Consider the following 24,903-nt stretch of genomic DNA (forward strand, 5'->3'; position numbering starts at 1 on the left):
TGTACCCACTTCCGTAAATTCCCCCTTTTCTCTCACCGAGGACTGCGGGGAATTTTGCTTGTTGGGATAATCCCAAACCCTTATGGAAACTGCCGCGAAAGGAGGACTGCACATGGCAAGTTTACGGGACACTGTGAGACAGTATCAAGAGGAATTACGAGACGGTATCGCTTGGATTGCCTTTTGGCGTGAGGGGCGTTCATGGAACGGTGAGGACTTCTATCTGGACACAGGCGACAGCCTTACCGCCGAACAGAAAAGCCGCCTTGAAGAAATCCGGCAGAAAGACCCCGCAGCCGTTATTCTGAACAGCTATTACTGCGGCTATTTAGCCGGGGATATGACCGTTGACGAGCTGACCGCCGGAGTGCGTCGGCATTATGAAAACGGCTATAACGACGTGGTGGATTTTATCGCTGCACATGATGATACCTTATCCCCGGAAGTCTTGGAAAAGGCGCGGGCATTAGCCCATGCCGCAGGGCTTCCCTTTTATGAAAAACCTTATAACGGGGAGGAAATCGACCCGTATATTTATGACGGATATATGAGCATTGAGGACTACGAACTCATGCACCAAAAGATTGAACAGGAAAGGAGCGAACATTTGGCAGAACAATTTTCGATTTTGATTGACAGCCGCAGCCGTTTTGAAACCGGGCAGCCGGGTGGCGTATGGCTTTCCATGCCGACGACTATAGAGCAGTTTCACAAAGCGATGAACCGTATCGACATTACCGCAGAAAATTCACAGGATTTTTTCATCAATGGATTTGCAAATACCGAACAGCAGCCCTTTGACGTACCGCTTTCCGTTATCCAGAGTGCAGGAATTGACGAGCTGAACTATTTCGGGAAGCTCTTAGAAATGCAGGGTGACGCGGACAAGGGAAAATTTACGGCGGCGGTAACACTGGGCGAATATGCCGGAAGCGTGAAAGACCTTATCAACCTTGCACAGAACCTTGACTGCTACTGGATTTATCCCTCCATACAGGACGAAGAAGCCTACGGACATTATCTTATCGACGAACTGGACGAATTGGAGCTGCCCGAAACAGCAAAGAACTATTTCATGTATGAGGAATACGGGCGGGACGCGGTAAAGAATGACGGAGGTATTTTTACCGCGCAGGGCTATATCTACAACAACAAGAATACCTTTTCGGAATGGTACAGCGGGCATGAGAATGACATACCGAAAGAATACAGGGTTATGAGCTTCCCGCAGCCGGAACGTCCAGACCCGGCAAAGGTGGAAATGGACGCTGCCGCACCACCGCAGCAATCTGTACCGCCTGACGCAGCGCAAGAGCCGCGCCCGGTTATCCCGATTGTGCTGACTTCCGAGAAACCCGTAGATAAGCTCAAAGAAATCACAGACCGCTTGGAACAGGGTATCATGCAGCTGTTCGACAGTGATCGCTACAAAGAATATCTGCGCGTCATGTCAAAATTCCATAATTACAGCTTCAACAATACGCTGCTTATCGCCATGCAAAAGCCGGACGCTTCCCTTGTGGCAGGCTTCCAGTCTTGGAAAAACAACTTCAAGCGCAATGTGGTAAAGGGGGAAAAAGGTATCAAAATCCTTGCCCCGTCCCCGTTCAAAATCAAGCAGGAAATGGAGAAAATCGACCCGGCAACACAAAAGCCCGTAATCGGTGCAGACGGGAAACCTGTCAAGGAAGAAAAAGAAATCACTATCCCTGCTTTTAAGGTGGTATCGGTCTTTGATGTTTCCCAGACCGAGGGAAAGGAGCTGCCGGACATTGCTGTGGATATGCTGACTGGGGACGTTGAATGCTTCAAGGACGTTTTCGCAGCCCTTGAAAAGACTTCCCCTGTCCCTATCGGTTTTGAGAAAATCGAGGGCAATTCACACGGGTATTACCATTTGGAGGAAAAGCGGATTGCCATTGACGAGGGAATGAGCGAGCTTCAGACCATAAAAACCGCTATCCATGAAATCGCCCATGCGAAGCTGCATGATATTGACCCCAACGCCCCGAAAGAGGAACAGGCAGACAGACCCGACCGCCGTACCCGTGAGGTACAGGCAGAAAGCGTCGCTTATGCGGTCTGCCAACATTACGGGCTTGATACGTCGGACTATTCCTTTGGATATGTCGCCGGGTGGAGCAGCGGACGGGAACTTGACGAGCTGAAAAGCTCCCTTGAAACAATCCGCAGCACCGCAGCGGAAATCATCAACAGCATTGACGAGCATTTGCAGGAAATTCAAAAGGAACACGACAAGGAACAGGTACAGAAAGAAGTAGCCGAGCCGGACAAAGACACCTTTTCCATTTACCAGTTAAAGCGTGGTGATGAAACGCGGGATTTCCGCTTTGAACCGTATGAGCGTCTGGCAGCAACTGGACGTACCGCAGACCGGGCAAATTATGACCTTATCTATACCGCCGAGCTTACGCCGGGGACTTCTCTTGAAGATATTTATACCCGGTTCAATATCGACCACCCGAAAGGTTTTAAGGGACACAGCCTTTCCGTTTCTGACGTTGTGGTGCTTCATCAGAATGGACAGGACACGGCACACTATGTTGACAGCAGCGGTTACAGGCAAGTGCCGGAATTTTTACAGCCGCCGGAAAAGGAAAATCCCTTAAAGCACGTCGAGGACACTATCGAGCAGAACGACAACAATTTTGACGGGATTATCAACAACACCCCGTCCGTGGACGAATTGGAGAAAAAAGCAAAATCCGGGGAACAGATTTCTTTGACCGACCTTGCAGACGCAATCAAAGCAGAGAAAACACGCAGCAAGGGTAAAGAAGAAAAGCCCTCTATTCGGGCGCAGCTTAAAGCGGATAAGAAAAAGGTGCAGAAGAAAACCGCAAGACAGAAATCACAGGATTTGGAAAGGAGCTGACGCATGGGGAAATTAAGCAAATTTGAAGATGTGGACGTGTTTGCTTCCCTTAGTGCAATCTTGAAGCAGAACACAGGATTTTATCAAAGTGATTTTGACATTGATAAAAGCATAATCACGCAGGCAGCGGCAAGCCCACACAAAGAGGATAAAACTCTCTTGTGGCTCTGCCGCCCTATGGGAACGCATTGCTTTCGGGAACGTGACGTGTTTCTAAAGGACACCGCACCTCACAATACTTGGCGGTTTTATAGGGAACAGACAAGCGACCGTATTCTTGCTTACGCAATCGAGCTGACAGGTACAGAACGTGGAAAAATTAAAGGTAATCTCTATGAGCTTGACTATACAAGACATTATGAGCGTGTCAAGGACAAGGAGCTTGCCGCCAATACGGTGTGTTTGATTTATGAACACGGTACACGGGATATACCCGCCGGACAGTATTTTGCAGGCAATCCCGATACGCTTTACGGAAAATTTGAACGCTTTGAAGCTATCCCTAACGACCCGGACGCGCTGCGATTTCTCTTGCAGGAGGAAAAGCATAGCCGAGAGCAGCTTGCGCCGGGGGATTTCAAAGCTCATATCGCTGTTTTGCATGACGAGTTGCTTGAAACAGAAGCGCGACGCATTGTGGCAGAAATGAAGCGGCGCGATACGCCGAACAGTCCCAACAGGACACATTTCATGGTAGAGCTTTCCAACGCATTTATGCAGCTTGCGAACAGCAAAGATTTAGACCGCCTTTTTTCTATGCTGCCATATCAGACACTTTCCTTTTCCAAAATCGAGGGCAGACACGGGACGTATGCACTGATTGATAAAAACGAAAGCAGGAATAAGGATATACGAAAGCCCCGTCCCTCTATCCGGGCGCAGCTTCAATCCGAAAAGGAAAAAGCTGCCCCAAAAAGAACAGCCAAAGTAAAAAAACACGATTTGGAGGTATGACTATGAACCGTTTTACCGTGGAAGAAACAAACCTTTTGAGTATTTACGCGGACAGCAGCAAACCGGCATTGCTTGAAAATATCCGCGACGCGCTGCCATACATGGACGCTGATTTGCGGGAACTTGCAGAAAGAACCATGAAGAAAGTAGGCGCACTGACCGAAACGGAATATGCCGAGCTTGCCGTTTATGCCGCTGATGAAGTATGACCGGGAATAGGCGGCTGACACCGCCGCAAAGCCGCAGGGTAAATTCCCTTGTGAAAAAATCATGCTGCAACTGCGACAATGGAAAATGTATGTTGCTTGACGACGGGGAAGAATGTGTATGCCCGCAGCTTATTTCTTATTCGCTGCTCTGTAAATGGTTTCAGACTGCGGTACTTCCTCTGGATAAGGAATTGTACGCAGAACTGTTGAAAACCGAAGATATGCGGCGTTGTACTGTATGCGGTGCTGCCTTTGCGTCAAGCTCCAACCATGCGAAATACTGCCCGGACTGCCGGAAGCGTGTCACCCGGAAACAAGCTGCCGAGCGTATGAGAAAAAGACGCGCCCTTATTACGCGATAGAGGGCAAAACAGCCCATTTTATAAGGCGTTCCGGGCGCGTTTCCTACAAGGGTAAGGGATTGATACCTAACTCTGTAAAAATGGGTTCTACTGCGTAACATACAATAAAAACTGCACCTACGAAAAGACGGGGCGCGGTGGCTATCATTAGCCGCCGCGTCCCGTCTTTTTATAGTATACCACGAGATTGATAATCCGATACATCATTTATAATATTAGACACTATTTTTTGACGTATAAAATGGAAATCACAAGTTGGATTAGACTGCTTTTCAATATTGATTTGTGCAATATATTTTTTTAGTGCAGCTCTCATGTATTCTCTAAGCTTTTTCCTATTAGTAGCTGTAATAGCATCATTTGTTGATTCGTGTGTATCATCAGAACGATATTCGTAATAAGTTACCATATCATCATGAATACTTTTCACTTCCAAATCATTTTTACCAATCCATGCAGCTAAACGATTCGCAAGTTTGGCTTTTTTTGCTGCATTGTCATGACTATTATAATTTAAAAATAAGGTTTCACCAACAGTAATCAATTCCTTAAATGCAAGTTCATTTCTAAATTCTTTACAACCTACTTCAAATTTGTCAATTACATTTTTCAAAATATCTAAACAATACACATTATTTGCAATTATTTGATTCAATTCTGCTGCTTCACTATCCGTTAATTCGTAAAAATTATCGAACACTTCACCTTTATCTGCGTGCTGACATTCTGAATTTAAATGTAGTCCGTTTACACGATAGCGTCCATCAAACCGATAAAACACGTTAGATATTTCAATGTTTCCCTCTTTGAATAAGCGCATAATAGACAAAAGTTCTCTAATGTATTTTTCTTGAAGCTTTTTCCACTCGTCCATTGTCGCACTAAAAAGATTGAGTGAGTGCATTTCATTAAGTGTAAAAGCCATAATTGAACAAGGAACATTATCGTTTTTAGTTAGACAAATAAAATGCGCTTGATTTTCAGAACTTGGAGGAAGCTGACAAAAACAGTAATTCCCTAATAATTGTCCACTTGCATTTACATACTTATCTTTGAAAGGACTATCAAAAATATTTATTTTCTCAAACTTAAAACCATTATTCAAATGAATATTTAATAGACTATCTGTTCCTCCTAAAACAATAGCAAAAAGTGTTGCAGAAGCCTGTATTGTAGGAATTTCATTAGACATAGTTAATCTCCTAAATCATTTTTTGTTATTATAACATGGTTTCTTATAATTCTCTATTAGTTTCCCTTGAATTTGAACAGATTATTTCTTGTAAAATACTGTCAATGTTGCGCTTGATAACATCATATTCCTTGACCTGTTTTTTCAGCTTTCCATAGTCCGCATACAGAGCTTTTTTCTGTGCTTGGAGCTGTTCATATTCTGCTTGCAGCGCAGTAAGGTTCGGAAGCTTCTTTATACCTGCCGTTTTGAGCGCCTTTGCCGCCGCTTCATGGAGGATTATTGCCCGTTCATGGTCTGCCCGGTATCTATCCTTATTCGTGGCTTTGCGGTATGCGTCATAGGTAGGCTTTGTTTTCTGGTAGGTGGTAACATTCTTAATCAGCACCGCCATATCAGCAAGCCGTTTTTCGGCTGTCTTTAAGCTGTCCGCTGCCTGTTCGCTTGCAGCCGTGATTTCCGAGATTTTGGCGGTCAAATCGGCATACTGCTCAATCTTGTGTTCAGTGAGGAAATTCAGTGTTTTTGCCGCCTGTTTCAGATTATGGATTTTCGCCCATTGCTCATAGCCTTTGCCTTCCTGTGCCTTGAGACAATTTTGAATATCAATCAAAAGATTGATACCGCTACGCTGCGGCTTTGGAGCTTTGACAGTGCGGGTGCGCGTTCCGTTGATACGTTCCCGTAATGCCTCCTCTGTGTAATCTGCGCCGAGGGTTTTCAGACGAGTAAACCGTTCCTGCCCCGGAGCGCGGCAGGAAACATATTTCCCCGGCTTTATTTCATAGCCTGCCGCCTGCAACCGGGATAGTAATTCTTCAAAACTTGATACTTGGGGAATGAGTGCGTCCACCGCAATTTTGAGTTTGCCTTTCCAACTTGTCCCTGTCTTTTCGGCTTGATATTCTACATAACTTTTTCCTTTGCTGCCTTTTCCCGGAATGACCACAGACAGTCCATTTTCCCGGCATAGTCTGTCACTTATATTGCGTATGCCGTAATAGCTGCGTTTGTTGGAGTTGTACTTGTGGTAATCTACAAAATTCACCGCGCAAAAAATGATGTGGTTATGGATATGCCCCTTGTCAATGTGCGTTGTTAAGACATACTCATGCTGTCCCTTTGTAACCGCGTCGGCAAACTGCCGCCCGATTTCATGCGCCTTTTCATAATCAACTTCTCCCGGCGCAAAGGACTGTATCAAATGGTGGGCTAAATTATTCCCTTTATCTAATGCCTGCGCTATGGTAAATTCAAACTCAATATCTGCCGTTTCATAACTGCACCCGTAAGAGGACACCAGTATTTTTTCATCGGTCTTATCCGGGTTCTGGATATAGTCAAGGGCTTTGCTCAACGTGCTTTTAATAGGCTTAATCTTTGTAACCGCCATATCTCCGCAAGCACCTCCTTTATTTCTTCCATATCCTCTTGGTAGACGCTGCCTGTTGCATTGACACGCTTTGCAATCTGATTGATGTTGATACCGATTTTCTGTATCTCTGCGGTCATGGCTTTTATATCGGCATGGTCTACCTGTATGATGTAACCGTCAATGGCGATTTTCCGAAGATACGCCGCCATGTTCCGGGTGGGGACGAGCTTCATTTTCTGCTCAATCAACGCCCGTTCTTCCTCTGTCACATAGAATTTGACTTGTATTGTTCTTTTGCGTCCGTTCATGCAATCGCTCCTTTCCATTCCGAGGGTTTGGGACACTTCCCAACAAGCAGTTTTCAACCGACGCGCCGCAGCGCAGGAGGGCGAAAATACGGAAAAGGGTACTCTTTTCCTATGCTTGCTATGAAAGTTTTATCCCTTGTTATCTACTACAACAGGAAGTCCCTTTTTGCCAAAAGAGAGTAAAGAAAAACCCTGTAATTCCTCTCTATCTGTTTGTTTTCAGTATTATATTGACAATAATGTGTCTGTTGTTTATAATGTGTATGTAGTTACATCACACTAGAAGAAAGGGGCGAAGGGATTTGTGAAAATACTAATTTCAAATACTTCTGACACTCCCTTATACCAACAGATAAAAGACCAGATTAAGGACGCCATATTAAAAGAAGAATTGATTGAAGGGGACGCACTTCCCTCTATTCGGGCTTTTGCTAATGATTTGAAAGTGAGCGTCTTAACAATTCGACGGGTATATGAGGAGTTAGAACAGGAGGGATTTATTGTAAGTCAAGTAGGAATTGGGACATTTGTATCTACAAGCAATCTTGAATTACTCCGCGACTCCAAACGACGGCTTGTAGAACAAAAAATGGCGGATATGATACAAACAGCAAAATCACTGAAAATCAGTAAGGAAGAACTTAATTCCATGATGGATATTCTTTACGAGGAGGATTGAAATGAACGATATTTTGACAGTCAGCGGTTTAAATAAGTCGTATGGCGATTTTTCTTTGAAAGATGTGACATTCTCTTTGCCAGAGGGGTGTATCACAGGTTTTATTGGTGTCAATGGAGCAGGTAAAACAACAACGCTGCGGACGCTTTTAGGTCTGACGAACAAGCTATCCGGCAAAATTCAGTTTTTCGGTCTTGACATGGATAAGAATGAAAGAGAAATCAAAGACCGTATTGGTATAGTTTTAGACGGTGGGGGATTTTACGAAGAACTTTCGCTAGGTGAAATGAAAGGAATTATTTCGTCTGCGTACACTTCATGGTCTGAACAGGATTTTAAGCGGTACATGGATATGTTTTCGCTTGACCCGAAGCAAAAAATCAATAGCCTTTCCAAAGGTATGAGAATGAAGTATGCTCTTGCTTTAGCTCTTTCTCATAACGCAGAACTTTTGATTATGGATGAGCCGACAAGCGGACTTGATCCTTTAGTTAGGGGGCAGCTTTTGAAAATCTTAACTGAGTACATGGAAAATGGCGGAAAAGGTGTTTTCTTTTCAACACATATCACCTCTGACCTTGATAAGATTGCCGATATGCTCATTATGATTGATAACGGGCGTATCATCTTTCGAGAGGAAAAGGATACCTTGCTTGACACATATCGGATAGTCAAAGGTGATAGCGGAGCTTTAACAACTGATACTCGCAAGCTCTTTTTATCTATATCGGAAACTGATTTTGGATTTACAGGAATTACAAAGCAAATATCCGAAGTACGGTCTTATATTCCCAACATTATGGTTGAGCGTCCGACGATTGAGGATATTATGCTTGGAAATATCGGAGGTGAAAAATGATGTTGTTCGCCCTGCTAAAAAAGGATTTTCTGATTGTAAAAAAATATGTGCTGATTATGCTTGTAGTTATTGTGCTTATCCCACCTGTCATGCGTTGGCGGACACCGGAGTTTACGGGAGTTTTTGGATTTATTCTTTCTGTCATTTTTGGCGTTTTCATGCTGTTGCAATATGTATCCCTAAAAGAGTATCAATTTCCAAAAGCTACGACATTACTATGTGCCACACCATTTTCACGGAAAGCGATAGTTTCATCAAAATACATTTTTTGCATGGCTATATATGCAATCTGTTGTATCGTTTTTGAACTTGAAACCTTGTTTATGCCCGGATTAGGAACATCAGATATAAAGCTGTTTGCATTTATGTTTCTTATAGTATCTGTTTTTATTGGTATTTATTTGCCAATACAGTATAAGTTTGGATATGAAAAAACAAAGTTTGCTTTTGGTGTGATTATTATGGCTTCGCCATTTATTCTGCCACTGCTTATGAGAGCGGGAAATCTAAACTTGAACTTCCTCTCTATGTTTTCGCCATACCTTGTTTATGGCGGTATTGTCCTTATTGGTTTTGCGGTTTTAGCAATATCAGCATCTTTGTCTATAAAGATTTACGATAAAGCAGACTTGGCGTGATAAAGAAAGGTGGAACTATGGATAGAGATACTATTTTTCTTTATGTCATTGCTGTGATAGCATTGTGTTTTGGATTGATAAACTGTATTCAATTTTTTTTAAAAGGAAACAAAACGGCAGAAACCGTCGGTACGATTATTTCTTTCAAAACAATAAATCCAGAAAACTCAAAATTTCGTAATTCAAAATGGGCAACCGTTTCGTATAAAGTGAATGGAAGAACGTATCAGTCCCAAAATTGCATACAAGTACCAATGGCGTCACAGATTGGAACAACCGTTACCGTGCGTTATGACACGCAAAATCCGGAAAAATTGTATAGTTTTTCTATTTTACGAATTATTGTATCACTCATTGTTGCTGCTATCTGCATTGCAGCGGCTATATTCAATCTTGTATAAGATAAGGAGGATTGAGATTATGCCACATTTTCCAGATTGGTTTGTAGCTATATGTGTTTTACTTCCTGTTTCCAATGTTATATACAAAACATGGAAGAACAATAAGAAAAAATAGTTATCAAAGAGCCTGACACACAGTCACAGAGCCGATGAACTATGAGAAATTGTAGTCCATTGGCTCTTTTAGGATATACTTATAAATAGGCAAAAGCCGGACGATCAACGCGGAGCTATGCCATTATTGGAGGTGTAAAGAGTGAATGACAATCGAAAAAACTCTCTTTGGATCCATTGCCCGATTTGCGGAGGAAAAACGAGAACAAAAGTATATGACGATACTGTTCTCGTAAAGTTTCCACTGTACTGTCCGAAGTGTAAGAAAGAAATAAAGATAGATGTAATACAACTAAAAATGGTGTTAAGCAAATGAGCCAGACATATAAAGTGCAGAGCCAGCTTCTCATTCTTTAGAATGGGAAAGCTGGCTCTTTTTCATTCAATAGGTGTTGCATTTTGATCTCTTAACGCGGTAAGTACAGATCGGAAAACAGGAATTATAGCTTCTGCTTCTTCCTCGCTGCATTCCTCAATCAACAATCGAAGTTGACGAAGCGCGGGCGATTCTCTTTGTATTTCCGGGTTGAAGATTTCCCTTGCGTCTATTTTCAAAGCGCGTACAAGTGGATAAAGGACTTCCATTTTAGGATTTCCTTTATAGTTCTCAATATTCAAAACGGTACGGACATCAATATCTGCCGCATCCGCTACTTCATTTTGAGTAAGACCTAATTTTCCACGGGCACGTTTTATTACATCACCTAAAGAACGAGAATATTCTTGCATTGCAATTCACCTCATATATATTCTACAATACACTTTATTTCGATTGTATTCGACACGATACACCTCTTTACTGTATTGAAATACATATACAGAATGAAAGGGGCTGCATTATGTCAAAAGATAGAGTACATATTAAGAATAATTCGCACATGAATTTCAATGTTTGCTCTGGGGGAGCCATGCCTATTTAACTGTATCGCAGTTCATATTTCATCTGTATTATAACATTGCGCCTGTCCGCGTTTTGCGGGCGGGCGCATTTTGTCGTTTAGGAAAAACTTTTTCAAAAATTTTCTCTGAATGTTTGGCATTTTCCCCGCGCCATTTGTTGAGGGGTTACGAAAGGGGAAATCATCACCCGCTTTCGCGGTTGCGAAAGGAGGTGATACCATGAATGAACCTAATCGTACCCAGTGGCAAATCCGATGTGCTTTTAACGGGTTTTGCAAGCGGACGTTGAAAAATGAAGCTATCAACGCCCACGGGGAAATCAAAAGGCGGCAGCTACAAGAAGTTTCGTTTTCTGACCTAACTCCGCAAGAGGAAAATCAGCTTTACACCTACGACGCTTACTTTGAACATGATGAAGCTGAAAAATCCTTTTGTGTGGCAGGCAAGGAAATAACTGCGAAGCTGCTTGCCGAAGCCCTGCACAGCTTGCCGGACGACAAACGAGAAGCCGTATTGCTGTACTACTTTTTTGAAATGAACGACGCGGAAATTGCAAAGCTCCGTGATGTTCCGAGAAGCACAATACAGTATCGGCGTACAAGCTCTTTTGAACTGTTAAAACGCTATTTGGAGGAACGCGCCTATGACTGCACATAATGGTAACACCGAACAGGACGAACGCGGCTTGTTACCGTACCCGGTAATCATAGCCGCAACAAAAGGCGACCCGGAAGCTATGAAGATTGTCGTACAACATTACGAAAGCTACATAGCGTCCCTGTCTATGAGGAAGCTCATTGACGAGCGCGGTAATACTTACTATGGCATAGACGAGGACATACGCGACCGTTTACGGTCAAAGCTCATGCGGGCTGTCCTTTCATTCAAGGTATAAGGTAGACCCGGCAGCGTCCCCCCTTTCCGCTGCCTATCTCTATCCTGCCTTTTTGTTCCTTGACAAAGAAAGCGACGCAAGATAACGGCGACGCAGCATAGGGCAAATCAGATACGTTCCTCTTGCGCCGAGCCATACGGCGGGTGCGCCATGACTTCCTACTGGGAATGAGCGACCAACACCGCGTCGTGAAATAAGTGTAGCAGCTTATGGGCGACAACACGCAAGATACATAATGATACTCCCTTATAGCCATAGTCCGAGCGTTCAAAGCGTCGCAGGCAATGGGTAGGGCTGTGCGAGAACCGCGCAGGGGTGAAACTCCCGTGAGATTGGAGCTAACAATCGTCTGATTAAAGCTCTCTTTTTTATGTTGTAATAGTGGACTTGCCGCTATTCATATAGTGTATTAGCCATTTCTGAAAGGGGGCTAAACATTGGAAAAAGTACAAAACCCTATACCTATTTGTAAGAGTGTTTTCAAAAGCGGCGAAAACACTACTTCTAAAATGCAGTTCACAAAGACGTGGATTGAAATGATAAATAAAATTGAGAAAGGCAAAGTTGTAAACTTTTCTAAAAGATAATGACAAGCCATTTTTGTTGTGGTACGATTACAACAGAAATGGCTTGTTCTATCTCTTGGAGGAGATACGAACATGAAAGTAGCTATTTATTGCCGCTTATCCGAAGAAGATAGAAACAAGCAGTTTGAAACTGACGACAGCAACAGCATACAGAACCAGAAAGCTATGCTATTGCAATACGCTATGGAACAGGGGTGGGAACTTTACAACATATACAGTGACGACGACTATACCGGGTCTGACAGACGACGCCCGGAATTTAACCGTTTGTTGAAAGACGCAGAAGCACATAAATTTGATATAATTCTCTGCAAAACACAATCTCGATTTACCCGTGAACTGGAATTAGTTGAAAAATACATACACGGGTTGTTCCTTATTTGGGGTATTCGCTTTATCAGTATCGTTGATAATGCAGACACCGCAAACAAGGGAAACAAAAAGTCCCGCCAGATTAACGGGCTTGTCAATGAGTGGTACTTAGAGGATATGTCTGAAAATATCCGAAGCGTCTTAACAAACAGGCGTGTGAATGGTTTTCATATCGGTGCATTTGCTCTTTATGGTTACAAGAAAGACCCAGAGCAAAAAGGACATTTGATAATTGATGAAGAAGCCGCAGTCGTTGTCCGTGAAGTGTTTACCCTATTCGCACAAGGTTACGGTAAAACTGCAATCGCCCGTATGCTCAATGACAGGGGCATACCAAATCCAACTGAATATAAGCGTCTACATGGGTTGCGTTACAAACAGCCAAAGACCAAAAACAGCACCTTATGGAAATATTTTGCTATTTCCGATATGCTGATAAATGAAATTTATATCGGTAATATGGTGCAAGGTAAATATGGCAGTGTTTCTTATAAAACGAAGCAGAACAAACCCCGCCCTAAAAGTGAGTGGTATATCGTAGAGGGAACGCATGAGCCTATTATAGACCGTGAGTTATGGGACAGAGTACAGGCGTTAATCGAACAGAGGGCAAAACCCTTTGACATTGGTACAATCGGTTTATTCGCAAGAAAAGCCCGGTGTGCTAACTGCGGTTATACAATGCGTTCTTCCAAAAATCACAATAAACATTATCTTCAATGCTCTAACCGCCATGTAGCAAAGGACGCTTGTATTGGTTCTTTTATTTCTGTTGATAAACTGGAACAGCTTGTAATTGACGAGTTGAACCGTTTGTCAGCCGAATATCTTGACAAAGACGAGTTAGAACAGAACATAGAATTTTGTGATAACTTACAGGCACAGAAAGCTCGTCTACTCTCCAATATTGCAGTCTATGAAAAAAAGATTGCAGAGTATTCAAAAGGTATTCGGGAGCTTTACATGGATAAGGTCAAGGGCTTAATTTCTGAAAGTGATTATATGGAAATGTCTAAAGATTTTACCACAGACCGCGACCGTTTGGAACGTGTTGTTACTGACGGCGGGAAGCAGTTAGCCGAAATCGAAGAAAAAATTGCGGCAGGTGATAATCGCCGCGAATTGATTGAACAATACACCAACTTGGAACACCTTACCCGTGAGATTGTGGAAACGTTGATTGATTATATATCTGTTGGCAAGCGTATTCCGGGAACAAGGGACGTTCCCATTGAAATTCACTGGAACTTTTAATGAAAAGTTGTTCTTATAAGATTGCAGCAGAGCAGAAAGCCCGCTCGACTTATGACAATATCCTGCGTCTCTGCAAAGACTACCCGGATGTATATGAGCCGATCAAATTCCTTCGTGAACGTGAGATCGCACATTTCCAGCGCTTCGGTGAAAGCCTTGGCATTGTCCGCGACAAGATGGATACAAAGAACTTCTATGCATTTAACTCAGCATTTGACACAAGCGCTCCATGCGTGGAGAAATGTGGGAAGTAAGAGATAGTCGCTACCGGTTGTTTATTATTATATAGTAGTGACAGAAGCAGAAAAATCAGGCAGCAATCCTGAATTGGGGATATCAAGCTGCCTGATTTTTTCACAATGTATATTATTGAGAATAATTCTTGAAAAGAATTATAAATTTATTCGGTTTGTGGTATAATGGGTATAAAATTATTTGCTTGCAAGGATGAAAAAACAAATCGTATTTTGTAAAAGGGAGGTACAAGCATATGGACAAAAAAGCAATCTATAATTTATCCTATGGTGTATTCATGTTATCCACCAGATCAGGGGAGAAGGTAAATGGCTGCATCACAAATACATGTATGCAGGTGGCAGGTAATCCGGTTCGGGTTGCGATATCTGTATTAAACACGAATTATACATGTGATCTGTTGAAAGAGAGTGGGATATTTGCTTTGAGTATTCTGGATCAGACCTGCTCATTTGCGACGATAAAACATTTCGGGTTCCAGTCCGGCAGAGATGTGGATAAATTCGCAGATCTGCAAATGCCAAAGGACTGCAATGACATTCCGTATATGGGATGGAATGCCTGTGCCGTGATCAGCGGAAAAGTAGTAGAACAGCACGACCTTGGCACACATACGTTATTTATCGCAGAAGTCATAGATGCCAAGCTGATCAATGCAAATGCACCGCTGACTTATGCGGATTATCAGACAAAGGTAAAACCAAAAGCAGAACCGAAAGCCCAGGACAAGAAGATCGTAGGCTGGCGCTGCCGTATCTGTAATTATGTATATGAAGGAAGCGAGCTGCCGGCAGATTTCACCTGTCCGATATGTGGACATGGGGTAGAGGATTTTGAGCCGGTGTATGAGGCGTAAGCTATTAAAAAGCTTATAAACAGGAGGATAATGCTATGGAACGAGTAGCAAAATTTTTAAAGGACGCAGAAACTTATTATTTAGCAACTGTAGAGGGTGACCAGCCAAGAGTTAGACCATTTGGAACTGCCCATATTTTTGAAGGCAAGTTATACATACAGACAGGCAAAGTAAAAGATGTATCAAAGCAGATCCATGCAAATTCGAAGGTTGAGATCTGTGCTTTTATGAATGGAGAATGGCTTCGTGTAGCAGGAGAACTGGTGGAAGATGACCGCAGAGAAGCAAGACAGTCTATGCTAGATGCATACCCTTCATTACAGAAGATGTATTCCGCAGATGATGGTAACACCGAGGTATTTTATTTTAAGAATGCCACAGCAACATTCTCATCATTTACACATGAACCGGAAGTTGTGAAGTTTTAAATGTATTACATGGTTTGACAAACACCCTCGCTTGTATAAACGGGGGCGTTTGCAATTGAATTATTGGTATTTGAAAGTGTATTTTCTAAAATTTGACAAAATATGCGCATATTATTGCACATTATGACAAATAAAGGTATAATATTTCCATAATAAAAGGGGGCGGGTCTGAGATAGAGGCTTTTTAGTTTTCTATTTTCTCTAATAAGAAATCCCTATAATTATGAAGTGAAATTGATATGATGGACGATTTTTTGTACATGGTATAGATTAGTATATTCATATTAATGATTGATTGTAATAAAAATACGATTTTTTGTACATGGTATAGATTAGTATATTCATATTAATGATTGATTGTAATAAAAATACATTGTGGAATATAAGGTGCATTCCAATATGGGACTATTACTAAATATCTTAATAACAGATTAATATTTACATTCCACAATGTATTTAAAATTATATATGGAATGATAAAAAAATACAACACAAGGATTTTGTTGTCATGTTAAACTTAATACCTATTAAGCTGTTTATAAGTTATTGTTGTTGACATTGCATGAGAAGTGTGGTATTTTGATAATACAAAGTCAAATAAATTATGAAGGAGGTGAAAAAATGTATCAGATTAAACTTCGTTTTAAATTGGAATATCCTTTTCTTCCCAAAGAGATGGATCGTTTGTTTACAAGTTTTTTAAAGACCGCGACGAAGAATATTTCCGAGGAATTGTATCAGCGTTTATATGATAAGAGCAGATCAATCATGAAGACGTTTACATATTCGTATTATCTTCCTGGTGCGAAGTTTACAGACGATAAGATATTTCTTGATAAGGACGAATTCATGGTATTTTTTACGGATGCTGATGATAAGGAATTTTTATATTTGTTTAATGCTTTTCAGACTATGAAATTTCGGCATTATTCGATGAACAAGAATTCCATGCAATTAATATCTGTGTATATTCAGAATATAAATGATATCACAGATGATGAAATCATCATAAAAATGCAGAGCCCATTACTGGCAAGATACCATGATAATGATACCAATTCAGACAGTTATTATACGTTTGATAAGGATGAGTTTTCAGACGTTGTGAAAGAGAATGTTAAGATCTTTACTGAAAGAATGAATATTCCGGTTGATACAGATGATTTTTCTATTCAAGTGATCAAAGGGAAAAAGGTTGTAATTCCAGTGTTTGGAAGAAATACGGATGCTTCGCTGGGTATTTTTAAATTAAAAGGATCTGTTGCTTTGTTAAATGTTCTGCAGAGAGCAGGGCTTGGAGTACGCAGGTCGACGGGAAATGGAAAGTTTGAAGTATTAGGTTAGAAGAAAGGAGGGGTATAAGTTTGGGTAAAATCTATATACCAATGGGTGATTTCCTGAAAAATGCGGGAATCGTAGGTATGCATTATATACTGGATGAAATTGCTGAAGCATCTGAGAATATGGATTATGGTTATACGGAAGATAATCAGCAATTATGGATTGATACAGATTTCTGCCAGAAGACAAATTGGACGGATTTATACTTCCGTGGGATAACAACATATTACAGGCAAAACAGTGTATATCAAACAATATTGGACAAGATTAAAAGTTTGTTAACTGCACTGAGTTTGCCAGAGTGGGATGGCAAAAAGTGGAAAGATGATATCAAATTCATTAATGATAAACTTTTGTCTAACAGTTACAAATCGGGCATTGCCAGTATAAAGGATGAGGTTGATACCACTGAAGCATACGAGCTACTTAAGGCGGTAAAATTGAAAGAATCTATGGAGCCGGAACTATTGCGGGAGCGGTTGGTTCATTTGCATGAATTCCTTATTCAGCCTGTTTGTGCAGAAACCTTGATCATGAAAAGTGCCATATACAATTATATCAATCGTTTCTGGGATGGAAAATGTTTTCTATTACGAGCAAATGCGGCAAAAAATATGCGAGAGGTTTTTGAAAATGATTTTTCAGATCCGTTTCGGACTTATATAGAAACTGATCAAAAGAAGGCAAAGGAGATTTGCATTGATTGTAGTGCAAAGATCGATTCGAAGACGAAAGTATCACTTGCATTTATGAAGGATCAGGCAGATGATCTGGCAAGAAAACAATCAGCTTTCTGGAATTGTAAGGTAGATGCTTTCTTATGTCCGGTGTGTGCATTTGTATATGCATTATCTCCTCTTGGCTTTTATCTGATGGGGAATCGATTTTTGTTTATTAATACGGATCAGAATATTCAGGAATTATTAGAAGCAAATCGTAAGGATGGCGTTATGCAGGATGCGGAAAGAGAAGATGAAGAACGATATACTTCATGGATTTCCAGAACATTGAATCTGTTATTGAAGATGAAGACGGAAGAACTTGGTAATATTCAGGTCATAACCAGAGGCAGAGATGAAAGCGAACGTTATACATTTGATATCATCAATAAAAATATTCTTGCAATATTGAATGATGAGAAAGTAAGGGCTGGACTTGATGTATTAAGTAAATACCCATATATAAAAAAGGGGACCGAATACATAAATATACATGAAACAGTCATATTGAATATTCTTCGGTATAGAAATCAATATCCTTTATTAAATATCTTGTTAAGGCAGTCTATGGATGCAAAGACATATTTGGTAGATGCTTATTGGGTATATGACATTCAGATTCGTGTAAGTTTATTGAAGAAAGATAATGTAGATAAGAATAAGATAGGAGGTGCAATAGTGAATCGATACAAAGTTAGAGAGTGTGGATATGAATTAAGAAATAAACTGTTAGCAGCGAAAGGCACAAGTGATGATTCAAGAATCAGAGGTACGGTATATCGATTACTGAATGCAGTTGCAGTTGGAGATGTTTCTCATTTTATGGAAATTATAATGCGCATCTATTGTTCTGTAAATCTGACAGTTCCGGATGCATTCATAGAGTGTTTGGATAATCGGGAGAAGTTTAGAGAGTATGGATATGCATTCCTTATGGGATTAGAAGGCAGTCATTATGAAAAAAAGGAGGAAAAGGTTAATGATTAGGAATGGTTTAACACTTACAATGGTATTTCTTGCAGAAAGTGCAAATTATGGAGAGGGCGTAGGTAATATTACTACACTCAAAAAATTATCACGAGGAACATATGAGCAATATTCTTATATATCAAGACAGGCATTGAGATACAATATTATTCAGCAGTTAGGATGGGATGCAACACCTGTTGATGGAAAGAGTGGAGTCGTTCAGTTTGCACCGACTGCTAATATAAAAGATTACCCGGAAATTGACTTTTTTGGTTATATGAAGACTAGTGCAAAAGGAGAGGATAAAAAAGGCGGAGCTGATACCAGAAGTGCAGTTGTTCGACTGAGTAATGCGGTGTCATTAGAGCCTTATCAGAGCGATCTGGAATTTTTAACCAATATTGGATTGGCAAGACGCCAGAATCTTGATAATGCGATCGCACAGAGTGAGATACAGAAGTCATTCTACTCATATACGATCACTATAGATCTTGATCGTATTGGTGTGGATGGAGATCTTGAGATATCTGCAGAAGAAAAAGCAGATCGAGTAAAGAAATTCCTTGATACGATCCAGTATTTATATCGTGATATAAAGGGAAGAAGAGAGAACCTTAGTCCTGTATTTGCAATCGGTGGTCGATATTTAAGAAAAAATCCGTTCTTTGAAAATAGAGTATCTTTGGAAAATGGTGCGATAAACACGAAGATGCTTGGAGAGATTATTGAAAGTGATGAGGATATAAAGAACAATACCAGTGTTGGAGTTGTGACAGGTATTTTCCAGAATGATGCAGAATTAAAAGATACATTGAACACAAAGACAGTTGCAGATGTATTTAAACAGTTGAAAAAGGAAGTTGATGAATATTATGGAGCGAGCAATTAGAATTGATTGTTTTCAAAACCTTGCGAACTACAGAAAACCAAGTAGTTTCATTATAAAAGAATCTTATCCGTTGCCTCCATATTCAACTGTTATTGGTATGATTCACGCAATCAGTGGATTTGACAGTTATCACAAGATGCAGGTAAGTATCCAGGGAGAAAACGCAGGTTCTGTATCAGAATTATACACAAGATATTCATTCAAATTCGATACAAAGTATGAAGAGGGAAGACATCAGCTCTGTATCAAAGGTGAAGACAAAGATTATGGTGTGTTTAAGGGGATTGCGCATGTAGAACTGATCTGTGATAATCGGATGGTTTTACATATTATACCTGAAGAGGAAGATTTTGATAAGATTTATCAGTCACTGAAGTGTCCGATTATTTATCCATCATTAGGTCGATATGAAGATTTGCTGGATATTCAAAATGTAGAAATTGTTGAATTGCAGAAAGTTGAATCAGCAACAATTCAAAATAATATTTACATTCCATTTCAATCAGAGTTGGATATTGGACGACGTACAAGCACGACTTACATGTTAACAAAGGAATACGAGATAACACCGCAGGGATATCGCAGATGGAAACCGGATGGTGGAAAGATAAAAGCGCATTATATGCCGAAGGATACTTCAGTAGTGAATGCATATATCGATACCTATGGGGATGTTGTTGCGTTCGCATAACAAGATAAGAGAGGGATTGACAATACGATATGGAATATTATGCAAAGTCAAATGACACCAAGAAGGAGGTTAAAAATGTAAATGACATCAGAAACATATTGATTTATCTTTTGGACAACCAGATGGATAAATTGAATGAAAACGAGTCGAAGATGATCATTTCTTACTTGGATTCTTTGAAACAGCAAACTGTTCAGGAGCAAAAAACTTTAAGAGAACATGAGAAGGATATTGTTAACTGTGCAGGAAAATTCTTTGAGATTTTTGATATGTATTTTACAGAAAAGGAAAAGAATCTGGTTTTAGAGGCATGCCGAGTGCATGACCTTGGAAAAGCTAATTATATTTTCCAAACAATTGTCAATCCCGGACTTGCAAGGATGGCAGAAAGTCAGATACCACATGGTTTCCTTAGTGCACTTAGTTTATCAGAGAAACAGATTAAGCAGGAAATACCTGGATGTACAGACGATGACTTTTCTATGTTGTTGACAGCAGTCTATTATCATCATGATCGGAAGGATAGTTTTTCTGATAGAAATTTTTATGACTATTACGATAAATGGTATAAAAAATATTTGCAGGAATATTTGGGAAAGGAAGATGTGAAATTTTCTGCCGCAAATCGTAATCAACTGTTGTATTCGAATAATCCTACAATGAAATTGAGAAGTGTAGATGAGCAAACATGGTGTGAATATATGTTGATAAAGGGCTTGTTGAATAAGTTTGACTGGACGGTAAGTGCAGGATATGAAGAAGCAGAATTACACAGTGACATTGCTGAGAAAAAATTATGCAGCACGATTCGCGATTACTTTTCAAATTCATTGCGTGAGTTGCAGGTTTTTATGCAGGAACATAGTGATGATAATGTTGTAGTTATAGCACCTACTGGATCGGGAAAAACAGAGGCAGCTTTATTATGGGCAAATGGTGAGAAAGGTTTTTATACATTACCGTTAAAAGTTTCTTCTAATGCCATATATAGCAGAATAAAGGACAGGTATATGTATAAGGATGTAGCATTGCTTCATTCTGATAGCTTAAGCAGTTATTTTGATGGAACAGATGGGCAATTTACAGATGGGAATACCAGATATGAGCAGGCAAAATTGTTCTCGTATCCACTTACTGTCTGCACGGTAGATCAATTATTTAAATTTGTTTATAAAGCCCCGGGAACTGAGATTTTTGCAGCAACACTGAAATATTCAAAATTAATTATAGACGAGATTCAGTCATATTCTCCTAAGATAGTAGCAGCATTAATTTATGGCTTGTCAGAACTAAAACGAATGGAAGGAAAATTTGCAATCATAACGGCAACATTTCCACCGGTTTTAGAATTTTTTATGCGAAAATATGGGTTGATCAAGGATCGAGATTATATTTTTAGAGATTTTTCCACCACGATGGGAACAGACAGGCATAGGATCGCATTATTTCATGAAGAATTTGATTTTGACAGAATTGCGGAAGATGGATATAAGAAAAAAGTTCTTGTTATATGCAACACAGTATCAAAGGCACAGAAAGTATATGAAGAATTATCCAAAAGAACAGACGAGGTATTTCTGCTTCATTCCAGATATATTCGGAAACATCGAGATCAGTTGGAAAAGATGATAATGGATTTTTCCGATAATGATGAGATGACAGGTATATGGGTAACAACCCAGATTGTAGAAGCAAGTCTTGATATTGATTTTGATGTTCTTTATACGGAGATGTGTACGGCTGACAGTTTATTGCAAAGAATGGGACGGTGTAATAGAGCAGGAAAAAAGGATATAACCGATGCAAATGTATTAATTTATGTTAATTATTCAGGATGTATGAAGAATGGAAAAGGAATATATGACAGTGATATATATGATAGATCTGTACAATTATTAGTGGCATATAATGGAGAGCTTTTTGCTGAAAAAGATAAAGTTCAGTATATGAATGAAGTTTATGATGTAGACGCATTAAAAAATACGGCATACTTCCAAATGATAAAAAGAAATCTGGCTAAATTTAAATCGTTGCAGCCGTTAGATTATACATCTAAGAAAGATATCGATGAGGATTTTCGTGGAATAAAAAGTATTACAGTAATTCCAGATAGAATATATCAGGAAAATCAGGATCTGATAGAGGCAATAACGGGTGTTTTAGATACACCATATGTTGAGAGTAATATACGAAGAATATTGAAAGCAAAACTGGCAGATATAACTCTTAATCTGAACTTGTATTCGGATCGAAGAAAATTAGATGGAGTAGATTTGAATTGTATAAATGACAGGTTAGATATTCACAGGACATGTTTATTATATGATTTTGATGAAATGACAGGACGGGGCATGGGCTTATCGTTAACGAAGTATGATGATGAGTGGAATTTTATATAAGGAGAAATTGTGGAAAATCGAGTTACTGGTGTAATGATTTATTATTACTTTGTGTGTAAAAGAAAATTATGGTATTTCATGAATGAAATAAATATGGAATCCGATAATGAAAATGTTATGTTGGGTAAATTACTTGATGAGAACAGTTACCGGCGTGATGATAAACACATTAATATCGATAATGTAATAAATATTGATTTTATAAAAGAGCATCAGGAATTACATGAGATAAAAAAGAGCAAGGCAATAGAAGAAGCAGGAATCTGGCAGGTTAAATATTATCTATATTATTTGAAACAACGTGGAGTTAAGGGCTTAACGGCAAAGATTGATTATCCTATGATCAAAAAAAATATTGTTGTAGAACTGTCAGAGGATGATGAAGTACAGTTGCAGAAGATAATTGCAGATATAGAAAAGTTAAAAATGCAGGAACAACCACCAGCATTTGAAAAACAAAAAATATGTGGAAAGTGCGCATATCATGATTTGTGTTTTATCTAACATGGAGGGATAATGGGACAAAGTTTTTATATTTACAATAGTGGAGATTTAAAAAGAAAAGATAATACACTCCAATTTATATCTTCAGGTGGAGAAAAAAGAGATATTCCGATTGAACGAATTGATGATATTTATGTCATGTCAGAAATGTCATTTAATACAACATTTTTGAGTTACATTTCTCAATATGGAATCCCGATACATTTCTTCAATTATTATAATTTTTATACAGGTAGCTTTTATCCAAAAGAAAAGCTGCTGGCAGGTCAATTATTGGTAAAACAGGTTGAACATTATACAGATTATGGAAAGAGATTGACCATTGCAAAAAAATTTATAGAAGCGGCTGCCGATAATATTTACCGAAATCTTCGGTATTATAACGGACGAGGCAAGGATGTATCTTCCTATATGTCAGAAATTGATTCGTTGAGAAAAGAATTACCAAAAACATCAACGATTCAAGAGCTAATGGGAATAGAGGGAAATATAAGAAGGCATTATTATGCTACATGGAATGTTATCATTGATCAGGAAATAGAGTTTGATAAAAGAGTTATGCATCCGCCTGATAACATGATTAATTCGTTGATTTCTTTTGTTAATTCGTTGATTTATTCAAAGGTTCTTAGTGAGGTATATCATACACAATTGAATCCTACGATAAGTTATCTCCATGAACCTGGTGTTAGAAGATTTTCTCTATGTCTGGATGTGGCAGAAATTTTCAAACCGTTGATAGGAGATCGACTTCTTTTTTCATTATTAAACCGTAATCAGATAACCGAAAAAAGTTTTACGAAGGAGCTGAATTATTTGCATTTGAATAGGGATGCATCCAGATTGATTGCACAGGAGTTAGAGAAAAAATTACAGCAGACAATTATGCATAAAGATTTAGGTCGCCCCGTTACATATCAGTATCTGATGCGTTTAGAGTTATACAAGCTGATCAAGCATCTGATTGGGGAAAAAGAATATGAAGGATTCAGAATATGGTGGTGAAATATGTATGTAGTATTGGTATATGACATAAATAAAGAAAACAATGGACAAAAACGATGGAATCATATTTTTAAGATTTGTAAAAGGTATTTGTCCCATATACAAAATTCTGTTTTTGAGGGAGATATCACAAAAGTACAACTTGTGAAGCTGAAACAGGAGCTGGATGAATATATTGATCATGAATTGGATTCCGTTATTATATTTAAAAGCAGGCAGGAAAAATGGTTGAATAAAGAATTTTGGGGTAAGGAAGATGACAAAGCCAGTTTCTTTATTTGAAATTGTCGACCATAAATATTGCAAAAACTGCCGTCAGTCGACAATGTGATGAAATATAGAAAAATGGAATATACAATTAAAAAATAGAAAGTGTATTCCCAGTATTGAAGCAAGGTCGACAGAAAGAGGATATGAAAGCATTGTAAAATATTGCTTTTTTATAGTGTTGGTTTTAATAGATACATGGTGGAATGTGAATGTTAAACGATAAGAAGTATTCATCCTCTGCTAAGAAGTTTTAATAGATACATGGTGGAATGTGAATAGGCTTGCCTGCATTACAGATATAGCATTGATGAGTTTTAATAGATACATGGTGGAATGTGAATCAAGTCCTCTTTTATATCTATTGAGATTGTGCAAGGGTTTTAATAGATACATGGTGGAATGTGAATAAAAACGCGAACCTTGCTTTTATGGAGATTTTTGCGTTTTAATAGATACATGGTGGAATGTGAATTTATCTACAGTAATTGAACTAACACATCCTTAAGGTTCACAGTGAAACTTGTTTTAATAGATACATGGTGGAATGTGAATTCAAATTACCGCCGATTAAATTAGTAACGC

26 protein-coding genes, 1 pseudogene and 1 CRISPR repeat array (1 of these 28 cut by a window edge) are annotated in these 24,903 nt (G+C 39.4%); of the genes and pseudogenes, 23 read left to right on the plus strand and 4 right to left on the minus strand.

All coding sequences use genetic code 11. The features are described 5' to 3' along the window. Window positions 1–112: 112 nt before the first annotated feature. From DW959_RS10860 to DW959_RS10875, 4 genes are read left to right on the plus strand one after another with little or no spacing between them, the layout of a single operon-like run. Window positions 113–2,896, plus strand: a complete 2,784-nt coding sequence (locus tag DW959_RS10860; protein ID WP_118616133.1) for a YodL domain-containing protein — start codon at window positions 113–115, stop codon at window positions 2,894–2,896. A 3-nt stretch (window positions 2,897–2,899) separates the two neighbouring features. Next, the gene (locus DW959_RS10865; protein WP_118616135.1) at window positions 2,900–3,850 is read left to right on the plus strand and encodes a hypothetical protein; all 951 of its coding nucleotides are present in this window, start codon (window positions 2,900–2,902) and stop codon (window positions 3,848–3,850) included. 2 nt (window positions 3,851–3,852) lie between these two features. Next, window positions 3,853–4,059, plus strand: a complete 207-nt coding sequence (locus DW959_RS10870; RefSeq protein WP_118616137.1) for a transposon-transfer assisting family protein — start codon at window positions 3,853–3,855, stop codon at window positions 4,057–4,059. Beyond that, window positions 4,056–4,421, plus strand: a complete 366-nt coding sequence (locus DW959_RS10875) for a cysteine-rich VLP domain-containing protein (protein ID WP_118616139.1) — start codon at window positions 4,056–4,058, stop codon at window positions 4,419–4,421. Before DW959_RS10870 ends, DW959_RS10875 begins: the two co-directional genes overlap by 4 nt. Before the next feature lie 169 nt (window positions 4,422–4,590). Here the strand turns inward: DW959_RS10875 and DW959_RS10880 are convergent, their stop codons facing one another. Genes DW959_RS10880 through mobC form a run of 3 tightly spaced genes read right to left on the minus strand, consistent with a single transcriptional unit; the run spans window position 4,591 to window position 7,296 of the window. Next, window positions 4,591–5,613: a hypothetical protein gene (locus DW959_RS10880; protein WP_118616141.1), complete on the minus strand. Its 1,023-nt coding sequence runs from the start codon at window positions 5,611–5,613 to the stop codon at window positions 4,591–4,593. A gap of 43 nt (window positions 5,614–5,656) precedes the next feature. After that, on the minus strand, window positions 5,657–7,006 hold the full coding sequence (locus tag DW959_RS10885; RefSeq protein WP_118616143.1) for a relaxase/mobilization nuclease domain-containing protein: 1,350 nt from the start codon (window positions 7,004–7,006) through the stop codon (window positions 5,657–5,659). Then, window positions 6,967–7,296 (minus strand): plasmid mobilization relaxosome protein MobC, encoded by a 330-nt coding sequence (gene mobC, locus DW959_RS10890; RefSeq protein WP_118616145.1) that lies wholly within the window; start codon window positions 7,294–7,296, stop codon window positions 6,967–6,969. The genes DW959_RS10885 and mobC overlap by 40 nt, the downstream gene beginning before the upstream one ends. A gap of 304 nt (window positions 7,297–7,600) precedes the next feature. Between mobC and DW959_RS10895 the strand changes: the two genes are divergently transcribed. The 5 genes from DW959_RS10895 (at window position 7,601) to DW959_RS10915 (ending at window position 10,303) form a co-directional block, all read left to right on the plus strand. After that, the gene (locus DW959_RS10895) at window positions 7,601–7,975 is read left to right on the plus strand and encodes a GntR family transcriptional regulator (RefSeq protein ID WP_118447474.1); all 375 of its coding nucleotides are present in this window, start codon (window positions 7,601–7,603) and stop codon (window positions 7,973–7,975) included. 1 nt (window position 7,976) lies between these two features. Continuing rightward, on the plus strand, window positions 7,977–8,834 hold the full coding sequence (locus DW959_RS10900) for an ABC transporter ATP-binding protein (protein WP_118616147.1): 858 nt from the start codon (window positions 7,977–7,979) through the stop codon (window positions 8,832–8,834). Next, a complete protein-coding gene (locus tag DW959_RS10905; protein ID WP_118616149.1) occupies window positions 8,831–9,472 on the plus strand; it encodes an ABC-2 transporter permease in 642 nt (213 codons plus the stop codon). The genes DW959_RS10900 and DW959_RS10905 overlap by 4 nt, the downstream gene beginning before the upstream one ends. A 17-nt stretch (window positions 9,473–9,489) precedes the next feature. Further along, window positions 9,490–9,873: a DUF3592 domain-containing protein gene (locus DW959_RS10910; protein ID WP_118616193.1), complete on the plus strand. Its 384-nt coding sequence runs from the start codon at window positions 9,490–9,492 to the stop codon at window positions 9,871–9,873. A gap of 256 nt (window positions 9,874–10,129) precedes the next feature. After that, entirely contained in the window at window positions 10,130–10,303 is a 174-nt protein-coding gene (locus DW959_RS10915) for a cysteine-rich KTR domain-containing protein (RefSeq protein ID WP_118616151.1), read from the plus strand. Window positions 10,304–10,365: 62 nt separating this feature from the next. Here DW959_RS10915 and DW959_RS10920 read toward each other — a convergent pair whose 3' ends face one another. After that, window positions 10,366–10,716: a helix-turn-helix transcriptional regulator gene (locus DW959_RS10920; RefSeq protein WP_118616153.1), complete on the minus strand. Its 351-nt coding sequence runs from the start codon at window positions 10,714–10,716 to the stop codon at window positions 10,366–10,368. Window positions 10,717–11,106: 390 nt separating this feature from the next. Between DW959_RS10920 and DW959_RS10925 the strand changes: the two genes are divergently transcribed. The 14 genes and pseudogenes from DW959_RS10925 to cas2 all read left to right on the plus strand — a co-directional run bounded on the left by DW959_RS10925 (window position 11,107) and on the right by cas2 (window position 24,333). Beyond that, on the plus strand, window positions 11,107–11,544 hold the full coding sequence (locus tag DW959_RS10925; protein WP_118563541.1) for a sigma factor-like helix-turn-helix DNA-binding protein: 438 nt from the start codon (window positions 11,107–11,109) through the stop codon (window positions 11,542–11,544). Continuing rightward, the gene (locus DW959_RS10930) at window positions 11,531–11,782 is read left to right on the plus strand and encodes a helix-turn-helix domain-containing protein (RefSeq protein WP_118616155.1); all 252 of its coding nucleotides are present in this window, start codon (window positions 11,531–11,533) and stop codon (window positions 11,780–11,782) included. The genes DW959_RS10925 and DW959_RS10930 overlap by 14 nt, the downstream gene beginning before the upstream one ends. A gap of 659 nt (window positions 11,783–12,441) precedes the next feature. Next, window positions 12,442–13,995, plus strand: a complete 1,554-nt coding sequence (locus DW959_RS10940) for a recombinase family protein (RefSeq protein ID WP_118616157.1) — start codon at window positions 12,442–12,444, stop codon at window positions 13,993–13,995. Window positions 13,996–14,015: 20 nt separating this feature from the next. Then, window positions 14,016–14,249: pseudogene (locus DW959_RS10945) on the plus strand (manganese catalase family protein); the annotation flags it as partial. Between the two features lie 236 nt (window positions 14,250–14,485). Next, complete coding sequence (locus DW959_RS10950) at window positions 14,486–15,106, plus strand: flavin reductase (RefSeq protein ID WP_117822909.1); 621 nt, start codon at window positions 14,486–14,488, stop codon at window positions 15,104–15,106. A gap of 35 nt (window positions 15,107–15,141) precedes the next feature. After that, window positions 15,142–15,534, plus strand: a complete 393-nt coding sequence (locus tag DW959_RS10955; RefSeq protein WP_117822907.1) for a pyridoxamine 5'-phosphate oxidase family protein — start codon at window positions 15,142–15,144, stop codon at window positions 15,532–15,534. Window positions 15,535–16,155: 621 nt separating this feature from the next. Beyond that, window positions 16,156–16,878 carry a CRISPR-associated endoribonuclease Cas6 gene (cas6, locus tag DW959_RS10960; RefSeq protein ID WP_243023383.1) on the plus strand — a complete coding sequence of 241 codons (723 nt, stop codon included), beginning with the start codon at window positions 16,156–16,158 and terminating at the stop codon, window positions 16,876–16,878. Between the two features lie 20 nt (window positions 16,879–16,898). Then, entirely contained in the window at window positions 16,899–18,581 is a 1,683-nt protein-coding gene (cas8a1, locus tag DW959_RS10965; protein ID WP_243023384.1) for a type I-B CRISPR-associated protein Cas8b1/Cst1, read from the plus strand. Further along, window positions 18,574–19,452 carry a type I-B CRISPR-associated protein Cas7/Cst2/DevR gene (gene cas7i / locus DW959_RS10970; protein WP_118616163.1) on the plus strand — a complete coding sequence of 293 codons (879 nt, stop codon included), beginning with the start codon at window positions 18,574–18,576 and terminating at the stop codon, window positions 19,450–19,452. Before cas8a1 ends, cas7i begins: the two co-directional genes overlap by 8 nt. Continuing rightward, window positions 19,436–20,143, plus strand: a complete 708-nt coding sequence (cas5b, locus tag DW959_RS10975) for a type I-B CRISPR-associated protein Cas5b (RefSeq protein WP_243023385.1) — start codon at window positions 19,436–19,438, stop codon at window positions 20,141–20,143. The genes cas7i and cas5b overlap by 17 nt, the downstream gene beginning before the upstream one ends. A gap of 29 nt (window positions 20,144–20,172) precedes the next feature. Next, a complete protein-coding gene (gene cas3, locus DW959_RS10980) occupies window positions 20,173–22,542 on the plus strand; it encodes a CRISPR-associated helicase Cas3' (RefSeq protein WP_118616167.1) in 2,370 nt (789 codons plus the stop codon). A 9-nt stretch (window positions 22,543–22,551) separates the two neighbouring features. Continuing rightward, window positions 22,552–23,046 carry a CRISPR-associated protein Cas4 gene (gene cas4, locus DW959_RS10985; protein WP_243023386.1) on the plus strand — a complete coding sequence of 165 codons (495 nt, stop codon included), beginning with the start codon at window positions 22,552–22,554 and terminating at the stop codon, window positions 23,044–23,046. A gap of 12 nt (window positions 23,047–23,058) precedes the next feature. Further along, window positions 23,059–24,051: a type I-B CRISPR-associated endonuclease Cas1b gene (gene cas1b, locus DW959_RS10990; RefSeq protein WP_118616171.1), complete on the plus strand. Its 993-nt coding sequence runs from the start codon at window positions 23,059–23,061 to the stop codon at window positions 24,049–24,051. 3 nt (window positions 24,052–24,054) lie between these two features. Further along, the gene (gene cas2 / locus DW959_RS10995) at window positions 24,055–24,333 is read left to right on the plus strand and encodes a CRISPR-associated endonuclease Cas2 (RefSeq protein WP_008401184.1); all 279 of its coding nucleotides are present in this window, start codon (window positions 24,055–24,057) and stop codon (window positions 24,331–24,333) included. 169 nt (window positions 24,334–24,502) lie between these two features. Beyond that, window positions 24,503–24,903: a CRISPR direct-repeat array (repeat unit 30 nt; unit sequence GTTTTAATAGATACATGGTGGAATGTGAAT) (it continues 3,125 nt past the right edge of the window).

Source organism: Clostridium sp. AM46-21 (genome assembly GCF_003480025.1).
GTDB classification, from domain to species: domain Bacteria; phylum Bacillota; class Clostridia; order Lachnospirales; family Lachnospiraceae; genus Coprococcus; species Coprococcus ammoniilyticus.